At 59.0% G+C, this 16,854-nt stretch carries 12 protein-coding genes; all 12 read right to left on the bottom strand.

Annotated elements, in window-relative coordinates; genetic code table 11:
- Positions 1–33 precede the first annotated feature (33 nt).
- The 12 genes from E3U32_RS22645 to tagH all read right to left on the bottom strand — a co-directional run bounded on the left by E3U32_RS22645 (position 34) and on the right by tagH (position 16,511).
- The gene (locus E3U32_RS22645) at positions 34–1,962 is read right to left on the bottom strand and encodes a type VI secretion system Vgr family protein (RefSeq protein ID WP_134350601.1); all 1,929 of its coding nucleotides are present in this window, start codon (positions 1,960–1,962) and stop codon (positions 34–36) included.
- A gap of 357 nt (positions 1,963–2,319) precedes the next feature.
- Positions 2,320–3,042 carry an ankyrin repeat domain-containing protein gene (locus E3U32_RS22655; RefSeq protein WP_435659356.1) on the bottom strand — a complete coding sequence of 241 codons (723 nt, stop codon included), beginning with the start codon at positions 3,040–3,042 and terminating at the stop codon, positions 2,320–2,322.
- A 35-nt stretch (positions 3,043–3,077) separates the two neighbouring features.
- Complete coding sequence (locus E3U32_RS22660) at positions 3,078–4,496, bottom strand: phospholipase (protein WP_134350603.1); 1,419 nt, start codon at positions 4,494–4,496, stop codon at positions 3,078–3,080.
- Positions 4,497–4,528: 32 nt separating this feature from the next.
- Complete coding sequence (locus tag E3U32_RS22665; RefSeq protein WP_134350604.1) at positions 4,529–5,965, bottom strand: serine/threonine protein kinase; 1,437 nt, start codon at positions 5,963–5,965, stop codon at positions 4,529–4,531.
- Between the two features lie 24 nt (positions 5,966–5,989).
- Positions 5,990–8,605 (bottom strand): type VI secretion system ATPase TssH, encoded by a 2,616-nt coding sequence (tssH, locus tag E3U32_RS22670; protein ID WP_134350605.1) that lies wholly within the window; start codon positions 8,603–8,605, stop codon positions 5,990–5,992.
- 38 nt (positions 8,606–8,643) lie between these two features.
- On the bottom strand, positions 8,644–9,687 hold the full coding sequence (gene tssG, locus E3U32_RS22675; RefSeq protein WP_134350606.1) for a type VI secretion system baseplate subunit TssG: 1,044 nt from the start codon (positions 9,685–9,687) through the stop codon (positions 8,644–8,646).
- Positions 9,684–11,555 carry a type VI secretion system baseplate subunit TssF gene (gene tssF, locus E3U32_RS22680; RefSeq protein WP_134350607.1) on the bottom strand — a complete coding sequence of 624 codons (1,872 nt, stop codon included), beginning with the start codon at positions 11,553–11,555 and terminating at the stop codon, positions 9,684–9,686. Before tssF ends, tssG begins: the two co-directional genes overlap by 4 nt.
- 2 nt (positions 11,556–11,557) lie before the next feature.
- Complete coding sequence (tssE, locus tag E3U32_RS22685) at positions 11,558–12,121, bottom strand: type VI secretion system baseplate subunit TssE (RefSeq protein WP_134350608.1); 564 nt, start codon at positions 12,119–12,121, stop codon at positions 11,558–11,560.
- On the bottom strand, positions 12,114–12,926 hold the full coding sequence (locus E3U32_RS22690; protein WP_134350609.1) for a type VI secretion system accessory protein TagJ: 813 nt from the start codon (positions 12,924–12,926) through the stop codon (positions 12,114–12,116). Before E3U32_RS22690 ends, tssE begins: the two co-directional genes overlap by 8 nt.
- 9 nt (positions 12,927–12,935) lie before the next feature.
- Positions 12,936–13,934, bottom strand: a complete 999-nt coding sequence (locus E3U32_RS22695) for a hypothetical protein (protein WP_134350610.1) — start codon at positions 13,932–13,934, stop codon at positions 12,936–12,938.
- Positions 13,935–13,950: 16 nt separating this feature from the next.
- Positions 13,951–14,748: a PP2C family protein-serine/threonine phosphatase gene (locus E3U32_RS22700; protein ID WP_014884226.1), complete on the bottom strand. Its 798-nt coding sequence runs from the start codon at positions 14,746–14,748 to the stop codon at positions 13,951–13,953.
- The gene (gene tagH / locus E3U32_RS22705) at positions 14,745–16,511 is read right to left on the bottom strand and encodes a type VI secretion system-associated FHA domain protein TagH (RefSeq protein ID WP_134350611.1); all 1,767 of its coding nucleotides are present in this window, start codon (positions 16,509–16,511) and stop codon (positions 14,745–14,747) included. The genes E3U32_RS22700 and tagH overlap by 4 nt, the downstream gene beginning before the upstream one ends.
- Positions 16,512–16,854 lie beyond the last annotated feature (343 nt).

Here is a 16,854-nt window from a genome sequence, read left to right on the forward strand (position 1 = left end):
GGGGTAGTCGGTTATGAGCCAGCCTGAATACGTTTACTTATTGGCGTTGAAAACAAAAAAACCATCCACTTCCTGCTGGATTGCCGTCTGGTGGGATGTCCCAGGAGGATTGATCGCATTGCTTCCACCGGCAGGATTCAGATGCAGTTCACCGCCAAGCGTGTTTATTTGCGCATTCTGCTTAGCGGTAAAGTTAAAATTATTGCCAATGATATTAACGCTGCCATCTTTCGATAATTCAATGGCGCTTTCACCGCATTCCAGCCTCAGCGTATTACCTGCCGAAAGAATATAGTCGTTAACCACTTTGTCACTGCGACTGTTACCCGTCAGGCAGATGACGTTCCCTTTTACGCCCGCATTCTGATTTTTGACAACCCGTAATGTTTCATCCTCTCCCACAAATTGGGTTCGATTCTTTTCAGTCGAATGGGATTCATCATTTTTGACGTTGATATCCAGGTTGCGTTCGGCCTGGAGCCACACCTGCTCGCCCCCCGCCTTGTCCTCGAAGCGCAGGGCGTTGGCGTTGTCGACCGAGCCGTCTTTCGTCCGGCTCATAAAGCCCATCTGCGTCGCCGCTGCTGGCAGCGCCCACGGCGGCATGCTCGCGTCGTTGTACACGCGACCGGTGATAATCGGCCGGTCCGGGTCGCCGTTGATAAAGTCCACCACCACCTCATCGCCCACGCGCGGGATCTGCACCCCGCCGTAGCCCTGGCCCGCCCACGCGCTCGACACGCGCACCCAGCAGGAGCTGGTGTCGTCCCCCTTCGCCAGACGGTCCCAGTGGAACTTCACCTTCACGCGACCGTATTTGTCCGTCCAGATGCTCTCCCCCTGCGGCCCCACGACTTTCGCCGTCTGCGGGCCGTAGGTGCGCGGCCACGCCGTGCTCTGCGCCGGGCGATAAGAGACCGACGCCGGGATGACCGTGAAATCGGTGCGGTGAATAGTTTCACCTTCGCCGCTGGCGTAGCGGTTCTCCTCGAAGTGATACCCGGCCGCCGTCACCAGATACTCGCCGTTATCGCTGAAGAATGGCGCGTTAGTCAGGGTGAAGATGTGGCCCGGCGCAATGCCCGCCGCCGTGGCGGTGGCCTGAATCTGCTGATGCTCCACCTGCCAGCGCTCCTGGCGGATGCGGGCGTAGAACTCCGCATGCCCGGTCTCCACAAAGCGGCCCGGCCAGTCGTAGACGTCAATGCTGCCCGGTTTCGGCGACGCCGGGTTCTGCTGAGCCTGGAACAGCCACGCGTTCGGCTTGCGGAAGTCGTAGTCATCGAGACTGTAAATGCCCGGCGTGACGCTGTCCTCCAGCGCCCACTGACCGATGCCCTCTTCGTCCGTGCTGCCGCCGGACGGCGTCTGGTGATACGGAATCACCTCGTAGCCGCTGAACGGCTGGTGCTGGGTGGCGGCATCAGTCAGCACCAGGGTGTGTTTGTCCGCCTCGTGGCTGAAGTGATACGCAATCCCCTCCAGCTCCATCAGGCGGCTGATGAAGTCCAGGCTCGACTCCTGATACTGCACGCAGTAGTCCCACACCCGGTAGCTGCCGGTGAGCTTGTCCTCCACGTTGACCTGATGCTCACCCAGCAGGGTTTTCACTATCTGCGGCACCGTCTGACCCTGGAAGATACGCAGGTTGCGGTCGCGCTTCATCGGCCACAGGTCCGGCTCCACCGTCAGCTGGTACACCGCGTAGCGGGTGCCAGTCAGCTCAACGGCGCTCACCGCCACGCGCGTGACTTTGCCGTTGATATAGCGGGAGGTGAGCAGATTCTGCGTCGGGATGGTCACCGTGACCGGCTGCCCGAGTAATTTGCTGCGGTCAATGCGCGCGTCCGTGCCGAGCAGGGTCAGCGTCAGGGCAAACGACTCGGACATCGCCTCGCGGCCGGAAAGTTTCCAGAAGAGCAGCCCCTCGACCGGGAGCTGAACGGTAATTCGGTTGAGCATAATCGTTAATCCATATGGCTTATGCGATGAAAAGTATTACGGCAACAGACAAGCCAGAACAGGCGCTGTTCTGATCACTGCCCTGCAGGGACGGCGGGCTGTTTTTTTATGATAAAGATGAGCGTTCCGATTTTTAGTAATTCAGAAAATACAAACAGCGCAATATTTAGGGGGATAATGATTAATCCAGTACTGACGATAGCAACTGGGAATAAAGTCACTGAACAACTTACAGTGAGAGCGCGCAACGCTTCCTGCGAGAGGGCAAAACGGACAGCATATAAAACACAATCCCGATGATATCCATCACGACCCCAAAAAAGAAAATCTTTTCTTTCGAGGTCATCAATGGCGGCCTCACTTCACCGGTGCAGGAGGCCATTTACCGCCATGCCGAATAAGCGCGTCTTTGATTTCAGTCAGCTTTTGATATTCGTCACTGCCCTCTTTCGCCCGCTTCAGATAACGCTGCAGCTGGTTGGCCATTGTCCAGCCATTATCCGCCTTGATCTCAGCGTTTGCGCCACGCTCCAGCAAAAGCAGGACATGGTCGTAAGAGTGAAAGTCCAGCGCGGCGATCAGCAACGTATTACCCAGTGAATTGGTAATATTGATGTCCGCTCCACCGTCAAGCATCGCCTGCAGCGTATCGGTGTTTTTTGCTTCGAGGGTCTCGAAGATAATCGGTTCCCCAAACGTTTTATCCTTCGCATCCGGCGATAATCCGCCCTCCAGCATCGCCTTTATCCAGACCCCACTGTCCGCTTTCAGCACATATTCAGCCGGACTGCTCTCTCCTTTAGGCCTTGGCTGGAGCGGGTCTGCCCCCGATTTAACCAGAGCGGTAATAATTTTTAGCTGTTCCGGTGTTTTTTTATCGTTAATTGAGCTCATCACCGCCCAAAACAACAGCGTCATGTCCTCTTTGCCGGGCTTATTAAGGTCTGTTTGCGAAGCTAATTTAATAACCTCATTCATCTCACCGGCTTCAATTGCACGCGCGACTGTGAGCTGCTGACCACTGAAGTAATTGTCTGGTTTTAAATCCATATTTTGCTTGCACCCCTGAACCATAAACATTAAACAAAGCGCTATCCAGCCAGTAATCAATGATTTCACGCGCGACTCCCGATAATTGCGATGTCTTCATCTTTCTGTTGCTCAATACAGTTAATCGCCTGATCGATGCCATGGCGATCGAGAGCGCCTCCCGTTCCCCCCGGAAGGTCGTGTGCAATTCCGGCGGCGTTAGGCATGACGGCAGAAAGCTCTTCTTTGGCTATCAGCGCCGGCACGTGTCCTTTAACCGTTTTGAAATCTTCCCAAAGGTTAACTTCCTGAATTTTTGTCAGCAGTTCACCTTCAACCCGGTAGGCCTGAATATTTTCCGTACTGCCCAACAAACTTCCGCCATATTTCTCTACGGTACCCGGATGCAGACCAGCCGCGTTGAAGGTCCATCCCGGCATACCGCTGGCCATCGCGGTAGCAGACGCTAATCCGCCCCCTAAAGAGTGGCCCGCAATGTCCACTTGTTGACCGGATTTAGAGAGCTGTTCGCCAAGGCCCACTGCTCTTTTATAATAATCTGACGCCATTCCGAGCCCTTGCGCACCGTTATTTTTCCAGTCAGCCATGTTCTTCATGGGGAAAAATTCGGGTTGCCGTGACCCTCTGAAAACCAACGTTGGGTTCATATCACGACCAAAAACAGCAGGGTCGGGTTGATATACGCGGGCCAGAAAATCAGGAGAGGCTGTATTGTCGAAAAGTGATTTGCTGTTCAGCCCAAGCTTCTTCAGCGCCGCTGCGTCATTACTAATATCCGTCCACCCCTCCGGCACGCCCGGCGTTGTTTCCAGCGGGTTTACGGTCTTATAAACATTTTCCGCAAGCTTCGCTTTCTCCACGGCAATATTATTCGCCGCTAACCGTTTAGCCGCGATCTGCGCATCCGGGTAGAGACTGTTGCTGCCCTTCGCAATCAGGTCCTTACGGGCCTGCCAGCGTTCGGCTTTGGTCATATTCTGCAACTGAGAGGCATAGGTTTTACCGTCTTTGCCCGGCGTCGGCTGGTCAGGCACCTGCGCCGCTTTGGATTTCACCACCTGCGTCGGCAGCTCCGTTGGCGCAGGGCGGGAACCATAGGTGCGCACCATCGTTTCATAACGATCGACAATAGTGCTTACCGGGTACCAGCCCAGCCCGGTGAGCGAGGCGGCCTGCAGCCGCCCCTGTGCATTGATATAAAAGATTTCCGTTACCGACGACCAGCTGCGAAAACTCTCGTCAATCGCAACGATTCTGCCCATATCGAGATCCTGCACAATCAGCTTGCGCGTATCGCGCCCGGACTGATAGGGATTCGCACCGGTAATGGTTCGCAGTAAATCGTAGCGCGTGAACAGCGAGCGCAGCGAATTGTCGGGCACCGACATAATCCACTGCCCGGCAACGGACGGGCGGATAATTTTCGCAAAAAGCGCTGGCGAGACCTTCTCGCTGAAAAGATAGACAAACTTAATGTTATACATTCGCTCCGTCCTGTTCCCTGTCCCTGCCTGCCCTACGGATTCACCAGCCAGGTGCCCGGCTTGGTGATATCCAGCGTCTGGCCACGCGTTCTCCCGTTGCCCTGCAGTTCAATCTTCACTTCGCCGGCTGGCAGCTTGAGCGACGCGTAGCCGTTATTCGCCGGACGCAGCGCTTTTGGTTCGCCGTTCACTTTCAGCGTTTCGCCGTCGAGAATACGGATGTAGACCAACGCAACCGGGCTGGCCTCGACAGGCGGTGGCGTCGGCTGCGCCGTTGCTGGCGCAGTGGCCTGCTCGTTCACCGTCGCCGTTTCTGGCTTCACGTCTGGCGCGTTCGCGGCTGTTTCCGTCGCACGCGTCTCTGCCGGTGCCTGCGCAGCCTGCTCAGGCGCGTCATGGCCACCACCGCTGAACAGCATCGCACCGGCAACGACCCCCACCAGCACGCCCGCGGCAACCATGCCCGGGATCTTGTAGCGACGCCAGTCGAGTGCCGAAGCCGGTTTTTCATCTTCTACCGGGACCAGCATCGTGCCGGGTTTTTTCGCCGTCAGCACGTCGTTAATACCAGCAACCGGCATCTCAATCAGCGCGGCGAACTCGTCAATAGACTGAGGACGGTCCTCCATGTGCAGCGCCAGCGCGCGGTCGATAGCCTGCAGCAGCGGAATGGAATAGCCCTGCGGCATCAGCTCGACCAGCGGTTTACAGGTGTCCTGAATGGAGCGCACCACGCTGACCGGCGGCGGAGATCCCACAATCAGGGTACGCAGCACGGCACCGAGGGCATATATGTCCGTCCACGGGCCCTGTTCGCTTTCGTTATCGTCGGTGTACTGCTCAATCGGCGCAAAGCCCGGACGCAGCATGGTTTCCGTTTCGTCGGAGAGGTTACCAATCGTGCGGCGCGCGGAGCCGAAATCGAGCAGCACCGGCAGGCCGTTATCCTGGATCTGGATGTTATCCAGAGAGATATCGCGGTGCAGATAGCCTTCGTCGTGGATGGTCTTGATCGCGCCAAACAGCATCGGCAGCGTGCGGCGGATCCAGGCTTCGTTAATCAGCTCCGGCTTTTGTTCACGCAGGCGCGAAAGCGTGGTACCGCTGTAAAACAGCGTCCCCATGTAGGCCGTGTCGTTTTGCACCCAGAAACGCAGGACGTGCAGCAGGTTCGGGTGGTTAAAGCGCGCCAGCAGACGCGCCTCCTGAATAAAGCTGTTCAGGCCGGCGGAAAAGGCTTTGCCAAAGCGCTCGCTGCGCAGCACCAGGGTCATGTCGTCGCCGCGCACGGCGAGCGAGGAAGGCATAAATTCTTTGATAGCGATAGTGCGTTCGAGCTGGTGATCCCACGCGCGATAAACGATGCCAAAACCGCCGCCGCCGATCACCTCTTTGATTTCAAACTCGTTGAAGCGGTACCCGACCGGGAGCGCGTTTGGGACAGTCCGATTGTTATCATTATCCGTCATCTTTTACAGTTCTCTTGATGATTATTACGCGGCAAACTGACAGTGAAACTCGCCCTGCTCGCAGGTGACGTGCAGACGTCGGTACTGCTCGTCGCTGCGGCTGGCGGTAAGTAATATCTGGCTCATCTGAGGCAGCAAGGTGTTGGTCAGAATAGCGTCCACCATGCGGCCGCCGGACTCCACCTCGGTGCAGCGCTGAACAATTTGTTCCACCACGCTGTCGTCAAACTCAGAAATAATGTTGTGATTCTCTTCCAGACGGCGCTGGATGCGCTTGAGCTGCAGGCGAACAATCTGCCCCAGCATCTCGTCGCTGAGCGGGTAGTACGGCACCACCAGCAAACGGCCCAGCAGCGCGGGCGGGAACACCTCCAGCAGCGGCTGGCGCAGCGCGCCGCTCAGGGCATCCGGCTCCGGCATCAGCTCCGGATCGGCGCACATGGCGCTAATCAGGTCGGTGCCCACGTTCGACGTCAGAATAATAATGGTGTTGCGGAAATCAATATGGCGCCCCTCGCCGTCCTCCATCCAGCCTTTATCAAAGACCTGGAAGAAGATCTCGTGGACGTCCGGGTGCGCTTTTTCAATTTCGTCCAGCAGCACTACGCTGTACGGGCGGCGGCGAACGGCCTCGGTTAATACCCCGCCTTCACCATACCCTACGTACCCCGGAGGTGCACCTTTTAAGGTGGAAACGGTATGTGCTTCCTGGAACTCACTCATATTGATGGTGATAACGTTCTGCTCGCCGCCGTACAGCGATTCCGCGAGCGCCAGCGCGGTTTCCGTTTTACCAACGCCGGACGGGCCGCACAGCATAAAGACGCCCACCGGTTTGTTCGGATCGTCCAGCTTCGCCCGCGAGGTTTTGACGCGGCGGGCGATCAGGTCCAGACCGTGACGCTGGCCAATGACCCGCTGGTTCAGCGTGTCGGCAAGGTTCAGCACCGCGTCGATCTCGTTTTTCACCATCCGCCCCAGCGGGATGCCGGTCCAGTCAGAGACCACCGCAGCGACAACGTTTTCATCCACCGCGGCAAACAGCAGCGGTTCATCGCCCTGTAAGGCGTTCAGCGCCTGCTGCTGCTCCGCCAGCTGGCTGCGCAGCCCGGCGGTATCGTCATCACCCGCCGCAAACAGCGCGGCACGCAGGCGGATGATCTCCTGCACCAGGCTGCGTTCTTCTTCCCAGCGCTGAGCAAGGGTTTCGCGTTTTGTTTCATACGCGTCGCGTTCTGCGCGTAATGCCGTTACGCGCCCGGCGTCACCGGCCCCCACGCGCGCTTCGCGTTCGGCTATCTCGATTTCCACGTCCAGCGCGGCGAGATGGCGCAGGCAGTCTTCCAGCTGCGCCGGCGGCGCGCTCTGGCTGACCGCCACGCGGGCACAGGCGGTGTCGAGCAGGGCCACGGCTTTATCCGGCAGCTGACGCGCCGGAATATAGCGATGCGACAGTTTCACCGCCGCGCTGACCGCTTCGTCGAGCAGCAGGACCTGGTGGTGCGTCTCCAGCGGGGATACGGTGCTGCGCAGCATCAGAACGGCTTTCGCTTCGTCCGGTTCGTGAACCTGTACCGTCTGGAAACGACGGGTCAGCGCCGGGTCCTTTTCGATGTATTTTTTGTATTCCGCCCAGGTCGTGGCGCCGATGGTGCGCAGCTGACCGCGTGCCAGGGCAGGCTTCAGCAGGTTGGCGGCATCGCCGGTGCCCTGCTGGCCGCCTGCGCCAATCAGGGTGTGGATCTCATCGATAAACAGAATAATCGGCGTAGCGCTGGACTGTACTTCATTGATTAACGCCTGCAGTCGGGCCTCGAACTCGCCTTTCATGCCTGCGCCTGCCTGCAGCATGCCGATATCCAGCAGCCACAGCTGAATATTTTGCAGCGGCTCCGGTACGTCGCCCTCGGCGATACGCAACGCCAGCCCTTCCACCACCGCCGTTTTGCCGACCCCGGCTTCACCGGTCAGCAGCGGGTTGTTCTGACGGCGGCGCATCAGAATATCGACCATCTGGCGGATCTCTTCATCGCGCCCGACAACCGGGTCAATCTTGCCGTCACGTGCGCGAGCGGTCAGATCCTGACCGTACTGGGCCAACGTCCCCTGCGCAGCCGGGACCGCACCCGCCGGGGCGTCAACCGCGGCAGCGGCCTGCTGCGTCTCTTTGCTGTTGGAACAAATGGCATCGAACTGCTCGATCAGCACCTCGACGTTAAGACGGGTGAACTGCGCCGAGATGCTTTTCAGCACGTTAGCCAGGTTCCAGGTTTTGAGCAGGCCGATCAGCAGGTGGCCGCCGCGAATACGGCTAACGCCAAACTTCAGCGAGCCATAAACCCAGGCGCGCTCCACGGCGCTGTCGATATGTTCGGAGAGATCGGAAACGGAACTCGCCCCGCGCGGCAGGGCGTCCAGCGCGGCTACGATATCGCGCGTCAGCTGTTGTTCGTCGAGGGCAAAGTGGCGGATGACCTGCTGCAGATCGCCATCCTGCTGCTGCATCAGCTGATGCAGCCAGTGCACCAGCTCCACGTAAGGGTTGCCGCGCAGCTTGCAAAACGCAGTCGCACTTTCCAGAGAGGTAAATAACAGCGTATCCAGTTTGCCGAAAAGCACGGCACGGCTAATTTCTGACATGTTAGTTTCCATTAACAATGATTCGGTATACGGAAGGATTACCGCTCTGCACGATACACCAGATCGCCACGCGGGACAGGCTGGGGTTGGTGGCCCAGCCAGGTGCTATAGCCTAATCGCCCGTCGCCGCCGAGCGTGGTGCCCTGCACCGCGTCTTCGCGCAGGATCACCCGTGTTTCCCACTCAAATTCCACCCCGGCATACTGGCGCACCCAGTCGCGCAGTTCGGTGACCCACGCTTCGCCCGGCAGGAAGCGGTTGTACTCCTCCGCGCTCAGCGGGCCAATCTCGATGCGAAACTTATGCTGCACGTCGCGCACCGCAACGCCCAGAAAGGCGGATTCACCCATGCGCGGCAGGCGGCGTCCTGCTCCCAGCTGCGCCTGCTCACGCGCGGAGAGCGGCATCCACTGCGGCACGTTGCTCACCAGCCTGACCGGGGCCTTAAAATAGTCGCGAAGGATCTTTTCCAGCCCCTCCGGATCCCGCCCGTTACGCGTCAGGTGCCCGGCGTGGGTAAAGCGGGCATGAGCGCTCAGGCTGCCTTTGCTCATCTGACCCGGCTGCCCCATCCCAATCAGCGACGCCAGATATCCCTCAAAGCGCCTGTTGTCGGCGCGGTCAAGGGAGACGGCGGGCTGCGCATCCGCCCAGGCGCGGTAGAACAGCAGCGTCAGGCGATGATGGAACAGGTCGGCAAACGCGCTCAGACTGGTGTCCTGATGATGATGAATACGCTCGCGGGCGTATTCGGTCATGTGGACCGGCAGCGGACCATTCGGGCCAAACAGACCGAAGCTGAGGATAGACACCTCGTGCAGTCCGCTCTCTTCCCGCTGTCGTACCTGTGCCAGCGTGGAAGGCGCAAAGCTCATCGACGGCTGCTGGCCGATGCGTAACGGCTCAAATTTCGGCAGCGGCGCGCGTCCCAGCGGATAGCGCTCTCCGCCCTGGGCATCAATGCGCCTTAACAGCTGGAACAGGTCATAGCGCCACGGCGTTTCGCGCACGCCGCGCCAGAAACTGTCCGGCAGCGGCGTGAGGCGGTGAACGCGCAGCGGTGCGGCAGCAACGTCACTCATAGCAGCGCCCTTTTACCCATTCGCGGTGCCCAGTAGCCGATTTCACCGCGCTGCTGACTTTTCAGGGTGAATTCCGTGAAGCTGTTAATCGAGACCAGCCGTGCAAACAGGCGCTCCAGCACGCTGCCGAAAAGCCAGGGACTGGCGCCGGAAAACGCTCGCTCATCTACCGTCAGGGTAATGCCAATCCCGCGGGCGAAAACGACCGGGCCGGGTTCAGGCACGCGGCGGTGAACCGGCTCCAGCACGCAGTGGCGAACGCCTTCCACCTGGCGCGCAACCGGCGTTTCTGCCAGGTTAGCGTACAGCCCTAACAGCTGACGCAGCGCGGCCGCGCCGTCTTCATTTTCGCTGTCCATCAGGCTGAGGTAGTTCATCTGCAGCTGGCTGATGAGCCGCCAGGTGCTGAACCCTTCGGCCAGCGCCGGACGTGGCGGCGTCGGGCCTTTACGCAGCGTCAGAGATTTCACCGGCATGGAGTCAGCCATAATGAACTGCCCGAGCTCCTGCTGCAGCATCAGCGGCAGGTCACGGCTGGTGCAGAGTACCTCGGCAGAGATATAGCGCAGGTTTTCCTGCCAAGGCGCATGCTGTTCATCCACCAGCGAGACAAACACCTCCGAACCGATATAGCCGGTACGGGTGCCGTAACGCAGGGCATGCTCAGAGAGCACGCGCTGTTCCCGGCGCAGCGAAAAATAGGCTCCGTAGTTGCCCGCATCGCCGCTCCAGGTGCTCCAGAAAGGACGAAACGTCTGGTCGTCACGCTGCCCGTCGGCGCTGCCGAAGATTTTATTCACGGCGTAAATTTCATAATCCAGCGGCCGGATGTTATCGACCACCAGATGGTATTCATGCTGGCCTTCGTTCAGCTTTTGCCGGGCCGCCACCTTCGGAAAGAGGTTGATCACCGGCGTGCAGTGCAGCGCCAGATGGCTGGCGTCGACCACGCGCTCCAGCTGTTCGTCCGATTTATCCAGCAGGATGAAAATATCAAAGGCTTTTTCGTTTTCACAACGCTGAATCAGCTTGCTCAGACCGCTCAGGCTGATAAAGCGGAAACGAGCCGGGAAAGCAAAGTACTCCTGCAGCAGACGGTAGCCGTCAAAGTTGCGCAGATCGTCCGGGAGCAGCGCCTGGTCCGGCTCAAAGCCCTCCTGGCGCAGCGCGTCAGACGCCAGCAGCTGCCGCTGCGGATGTTTGCTGACCGTCTGACAGACGATCCCGGCATGGTGCTCCATCACCAGCTCCAGCAGCTTCAGCGCTTCGATATCCGGGCCGCTAAGGAAAAACTCGAGCCGGTCAAAATCCAGGTGTCCGAGGTTTTGCGGACCGTCGCAGGCGATGCGGATCCGTAAGGCGCTGTTGATACCCCGCTGGCTCAGGCCCAGCTGCGCCAGCGGCAGGTCTGCGGGGACACCGCCCAGCTCAACCTTGTCGATTTTCACCGGCAGCAGATTGACCTCCTGCGCCGTCGTATAGCTGCAGGTAACACCCGTTTTTTTCAGCGCCAGGCTGTCCATCATGGTGCCGCGCGGCACGATAAAGCCTTTGCTCAGGTCGCCCCGGCTGCTGTCGGGCTCAATTTGGGCAATCGCCATCGAGGGCGTGGGCGCGAGGTAGTTCGGCGCAATCATCTCCAGCAGACGCTGGGAGAAGCGCGGAAACTCCGCATCCATTTTCATCTGCACGCGGGAGGTCAGGAAGGCGAAGCCCTCCATCAGGCGTTCAGTGTACGGGTCCGCCACTTCGATGCCGCGCATGCCCAGCCGCCCGGCGACTTTAGGATAGCGCTCGGCAAACTCGGCCCCCATTTCACGCAGGTAGGCCAGCTCACGGTTGTAATATTCGAGCAGTTTACTTTCCATGATTACCCCGCATCTTTCAGTTCAAAATGGCCGTTTTCCAGATCGACATCGGTGCGAAACAGGAACTCCAGCGGGTACGGCACACACCATAAACGCCCTTTTATCTCGATGGACAGCACGTTGTGCAGATCCAGCGAGGAGGTATCCGACACGCAGCGGACCTGCAGCCCCTGCGGCAAAATGCGCGGTTCAAAATTGATGATGGCCTCGGTGAGCTTGCGCTGAATATCGTGCCATTCGATATCCGACATTCGCTTCCCGGCCAGCGGCGCGACGCCGAAGTTAACCACCGAGCGGCTCACGTGCGGCAAGGCGCTTAAATCACTTGAGGCATCATGGTTGATGGTATTAAACAGCCACTGCAAATCCCGCAGGACATTGCGGCGCAGCGCGGCGTGGGTGATCAGATTGCTGTTGGCCGACTCGCGTTTTTTTTCCGGGTCGTTATCGGTGAGACGATCCAGCAGCGAGGGCTGCATTTTATCGCGCGCCCCCACCTTCTCCTGCTTGCTGCGGGCTTGCCAGCCGCTGCGCAGCAGATCGCCTTCGCCAGCGGGATTACTCATCGGCTCCATCCGTCGCAAACGTCACGAGGCTTAGCGACAGCAGCGGGCTTTCGCTTTGTTCGCTCAGCCAGGCTTTCTGGCCCATCCCTTCGTAAAGGGTGCCATCCTCGTCGAGCGGACGCCACTCGGTGGTGCGTGCCAGTTTGACCGCATCGGAGGCATCGGCCGCAAAAGGATAGCGCGCCGGGATCTGGCACACCTGTTCCGTGCCGTCGGTGAGACGCACCAGCGCATGACGCCAGACAAGGTCGGTGACGCTGGCCGGTGCCTGGAAACGGATCTCCGCAATAGCGCTAAACGGCAGCCAGAAATAACGACCGTTAACTATGGTTTCGCACACCGGGCCGAGACGGGCATCGCCGTCCATCAGCCAGTCAAAGGCCTGGGTCTCTTCGTTTTCAAGCACGATGTGGCCTGGGTTTGCCTGAGCCTGTTCAAGTGCTTCAAGACGCAGCGCCTGCGCACGCTCGCCCTCCTCGCTCAGCGCCGCGGCAAGGGTGGTCAGCCACGGCCACTGGGTTTCAGGCATGGCAGGACGCTGCGCACCGGCCATCACCTGCGCACGCTGCAGCTCGCCCTGAATGGACTGCTCCAGCAGCGTCACGGTGGGCTTCGCCTGAGGCTTCAGCGCCAGCCAGCTTTTCAGCTGGGTCAGGGCCCGCGTCCAGTTGCCGCTGAGGGTTAAAAACTGCACGAACGCGGCGCGAAGATCGGCATCTGCCGGACGGGCTTTGATTTCGGCTTCAAGACGCGCCAGCGCGTCGCTGAGCGACTCACCCGCCAGGTGTTGATAGAGCGTATTCATAGCCATTCCTTAATTCGCCGCGCGCCATGCGCCCACTGCCGGATCGCGCAGCTGTGGACGCAGGGTGTCAATCAGAACGATATTCAGCGGGGTGCCGGGTGCGACCCAGGCGCTCCACGTTTTTTTCACCGCGGCGATACGCGCCTGCAGTTTGGCATCGTCGCTGGCGGTTTCACGCGAAATTTCCACCGCCACCGTGCCGTTGCTCTTCCAGCTGTTCAGAGAGTTATCGTAAGGCAGGATCATCCAGCTCTGGTCGCTGTTTGGGGTGCTGAATACCATGCGCTCTTTGTTGACGGAGGTGATCAGCGCATTTTCCGGGTCGGCGCTTTGGTTCAGTCCCATCACCGGGAAGCCATGAATGTAGGTCACTGCCATCTCTTTCTGCCCGCCGTTGCGGGACTGAGAAATAACGGTGTGTCCGCTCAGCCAGCTGCCGTTACCGCAGCGGGTGGTGTCAGAATCCGGAATGAAGAGCGCCGGTGCGGAAGCGCCGCCTTCCCAGAAGGTGCGCAGGTGGCAGCCGTCCTGAAGGGTAAACTCCTGCCACGGCGTGCGGTCGGCGGCGACGGTATTGGCTGCCACGTTCTGGTCTGGCGGCAGTAACGCGCCGCTGGCTGTGGTCGCGGTCGGGGTTGCGGCTGGCTCAGCCTGCGCCTGTTTCACCACCAGCGCCCAGTCCTGCGCTTTGCCTGCTGTGCCCTGCGCAAGCGTCGTACCCGCCGGATCGTTGAGCGTCCAGCTAAGTTTATTCACTTTGCTGCACTGGTGTTCCAGCAGTGAGCCAAGACGCGGCACAAAGTTTTCCAGCACAGAGACGTCTTTCTTGCCGTTCGCCACAATACGCAGCGCCACCTCTGGCTTACACCAGCTTTGTGGGGTGTTGTCTTTGATGTTGTCGATCCAGATATCCAGCTTCTGCGCAGGAGACTGCACGATGCGGAAATTTTCAGCCTGCGCGGTGGAGGTTACCGCCAGTATTGCCAAACCCGATAGCCAAAGTTTCATATCGTTCCTTGTGTGTCTAATCAGTTCCGCAGGGAAGAAATTGTGCTGCATCAGAGAGGGTGTGCAGCAAAGTGGTATCCTGAGGGTTGCCCATCCATACCGCCAGGGCAGTATAGTTATCCTGAGCATTCCCCTCCTGTTCGCCATTCTTTTGAATGATTTGGTTCATTAAGGTCAGCCACTCCTGCGGCGTATTGACCATATGCAGCGACTGCTTCATTTGCTCTTCGCTGACGCCGTGCCAGAAGCCGTCGGTGCACAGTAAGAACGCATCGCCGTCTTCGACCTGCACCACGTCGCTATAGCTGGCTTCTGGTCCACCGTTTTCAATCCCCAGCGCCAGATACAGCAGGTTGCTGTTCAGGTTGTCGGTCTGATGCCCGGCGTCCTTCATCTGCTGCACCAGGCTGTGGTCGGTGGTCACGTGCCACAGCCATCCCCGGCGGAACAGGTACAGGCGGCTGTCACCCGCGTGCGCCCAGTAGGCCAGGCCGTAATCCCGGTCAATGAACAGGCTGACCAGCGTCGTGCCCATCCGGCGATAGTCCTGAACGGCCTGCTGTTCGCTGAGAATGGTGCGATTCGCGGTCTGCACGTAGTCGCGAATATGCTGCGCATTAAGGTGTTTGTCGCCATCGAAGCGGGAGATAATGCTGTTGCGGGCCAGTTCAGCGGCAACCTCACCGCCCGGCAGGCCCGCGATGCCGTCGCAGACGACAAAGCAGGCTGAACGTTCCCCGATGGTTTCTCCCGTCTGATCCTGGTTGCTGGCGCGCGTCCCCTGGCGGGAGAGAGAAGCCGTTGCGATATTCATTTGTCTTCCGATCCACTCTGTGAGTCTTTGTACTGATTCACCTCCATGTCATACGCATGAAGGAAGGCCTCGCCGAACAGGGTGTGGAAGTCATCTTCAATTTCGCCAGCTGTCTCACCGTAGCTGCGAACAAAATAGTCCCACAGGGCGGCTTTGCGGCTTCCCGGCAGCGCCAGACGAGAGGTCATCCCGTTCTGCTTCGCCTGCTCTTCCAGCTGTTCCGGGTTAAAGGACTGCAGCATCGCGGCAATAATGGCGCGGATACCGGAGATCATACCCAGCTGGTGCGCCTGCAGATCGATCAGCGCGTCGCGCACGGATTTTGTTGGCGGCATAAAGCCCGGCATTGGCGTACCGAACATCTGGATCAGGACGGTTTTCCCGGTCGGCAACAGCTTGAACGGGTTGTTGGCATCGTCCAGCACCATGGTCATATCGGCTTTTACGCCGCGTTTGAGGATGGAGCGCGAGGAGAGCAGCGCCACGGTCCCCTGGGAGAACATGCCCAGGATCTGACCCAGCTGACGCATATTTTCACGGTCAAACTGCGGCACCGGCTGCATTTCGCTCAGGCCCATGCCTTCCAGCAGCGCCTCCAGCAGCTCGCCCTGCAGCACTTCGCCCTTCTCACCGCTGTTCGCCGTGGCGGCTGGGGAGGCGGCGTTATTGACCGGGTCGATACGCAAACGGCCCTTAGGCGTCTGCGCGCTACTGCGCGCAACGGCCTGCGGCGTAGGCATGGTGAAGCCTGCGTAATCCGGCCGCGCAGGCTCTTCCTCAGCACGCGGGGTTTCCTGCGGCTCAGGGGCGAACAGCGGGGAAGCGGCAAGCACGTCCTCCTCCTGCACTGGCGCTGGCTCCGTTTTTGGCTCCGGCTTTTCGTCGGCAATGTCATCCGGATGGGTTAACGGCGCGCCGCCCATCAGTCCGAGCGGGTCGTCATTACGCGCAGCGGGCGCGCTGGTCTTTCCACCAAACAGGGCCAGCGGGTCGAGCTCATCCGTCGCCTCTTCTTCTGGCTGCACGGGGGGCGTCTCGCTCGGCGGTACCAGCGTTGACGGGGTGACGTCGTCAAAAATACTCTCTTTTTTGAACAACGCCTCATCGCTGAACAGCGTGTCCGGATCGACATTCTTCCGCTCAAGCTTCAGATCGCTGTCGTTGAACATCGCCAGCGGATCTTCGGCGTTACGCTCCGGTGCCGCGGGCTGGGTGAAGGGGTCGTGCGATGCAGCGGGCTGAGGCCTCGTGCGGTTGCTGGAGATGCTGTCGGAGATAGAGAACTCCTGCATCAGGCTATCCCAGATTTCCGTTGGCACGGCTGTCGGCTCGGTTTTCCCGCGCGGGGCGGCGCTCGCCGGTTTCGGCTGCGGAGCGGGCGCTGGCGCTGCTGGACGAACCTGCTGCTGCATGCTGGCCGCCATGCGGCTCACCGGCTGCGTGTCGTGGATAAGCTCGGTCACTTCGATGCGGTAGTCATCAATACCGAGAATGTCGCCATCCTGCAGCTCAACCTGACGCCCCCGCTCCAGCGGAATGTCATTTAATACCACGCGGGTGACGCTGCCACGGTTGGTGACGCGGCATTCCCCCTGGGCGTCAACGTGAACAATGGCCTGCAGACGCGAGATGGTGCGGTCATTGTCCGGCAATACCAGATTGTTATCCGTACCGCGCCCAATGGTGCCGCCCGGGGCGTAAAAATCACAGCTGCTCTGCGGCGGCTGATGACCGGGTTTTGTAGAAATAATCGTGAATCGCATGGCGTATTCCTGCTGGTATGATTAGCGCTCAAACGCTGCCGCTCTCGGGGCGAGAACGGCGGCGTTTGAGAAAGTGAATATTAAAACTATTTAATGAAGGTTATAAAATATAATCCAACAATGAGCCATAGAGTGAATATTAACGCCTGTAATTTATAACGACGATGTAACTTTAGTATCCAGCCAATTCTTTCATCCGGTAACGACTGCACGTATTTATAAGCTTCTTCCTGCACCGGCTTTTGATGAGTAAACTTCATTTTGACGCCTTTATAAAGGCGTACAAACCAGATTATTTTTTGGTAATTAACCAGTGAACCAGAAAAAGAAGCGTAATTTGTCA

The sequence above is a fragment of the Lelliottia nimipressuralis genome, from assembly GCF_004402045.1.
GTDB classification, from domain to species: Bacteria; Pseudomonadota; Gammaproteobacteria; order Enterobacterales; family Enterobacteriaceae; genus Enterobacter; species Enterobacter chinensis.

Bases quoted from the DNA above. Each gene is read 5' to 3' on its own strand.
- E3U32_RS22645 (WP_134350601.1), bottom strand. From the start codon at position 1,962: ATGCTCAACCGAATTACCGTTCAGCTCCCGGTCGAGGGGCTGCTCTTC.
- E3U32_RS22655 (WP_435659356.1), bottom strand. From the start codon at position 3,042: ATGTTTATGGTTCAGGGGTGCAAGCAAAATATGGATTTAAAACCAGAC.
- E3U32_RS22660 (WP_134350603.1), bottom strand. From the start codon at position 4,496: ATGTATAACATTAAGTTTGTCTATCTTTTCAGCGAGAAGGTCTCGCCA.
- E3U32_RS22665 (WP_134350604.1), bottom strand. From the start codon at position 5,965: ATGACGGATAATGATAACAATCGGACTGTCCCAAACGCGCTCCCGGTC.
- tssH (WP_134350605.1), bottom strand. From the start codon at position 8,605: ATGTCAGAAATTAGCCGTGCCGTGCTTTTCGGCAAACTGGATACGCTG.
- tssG (WP_134350606.1), bottom strand. From the start codon at position 9,687: ATGAGTGACGTTGCTGCCGCACCGCTGCGCGTTCACCGCCTCACGCCG.
- tssF (WP_134350607.1), bottom strand. From the start codon at position 11,555: ATGGAAAGTAAACTGCTCGAATATTACAACCGTGAGCTGGCCTACCTG.
- tssE (WP_134350608.1), bottom strand. From the start codon at position 12,121: ATGAGTAATCCCGCTGGCGAAGGCGATCTGCTGCGCAGCGGCTGGCAA.
- E3U32_RS22690 (WP_134350609.1), bottom strand. From the start codon at position 12,926: ATGAATACGCTCTATCAACACCTGGCGGGTGAGTCGCTCAGCGACGCG.
- E3U32_RS22695 (WP_134350610.1), bottom strand. From the start codon at position 13,934: ATGAAACTTTGGCTATCGGGTTTGGCAATACTGGCGGTAACCTCCACC.
- E3U32_RS22700 (WP_014884226.1), bottom strand. From the start codon at position 14,748: ATGAATATCGCAACGGCTTCTCTCTCCCGCCAGGGGACGCGCGCCAGC.
- tagH (WP_134350611.1), bottom strand. From the start codon at position 16,511: ATGCGATTCACGATTATTTCTACAAAACCCGGTCATCAGCCGCCGCAG.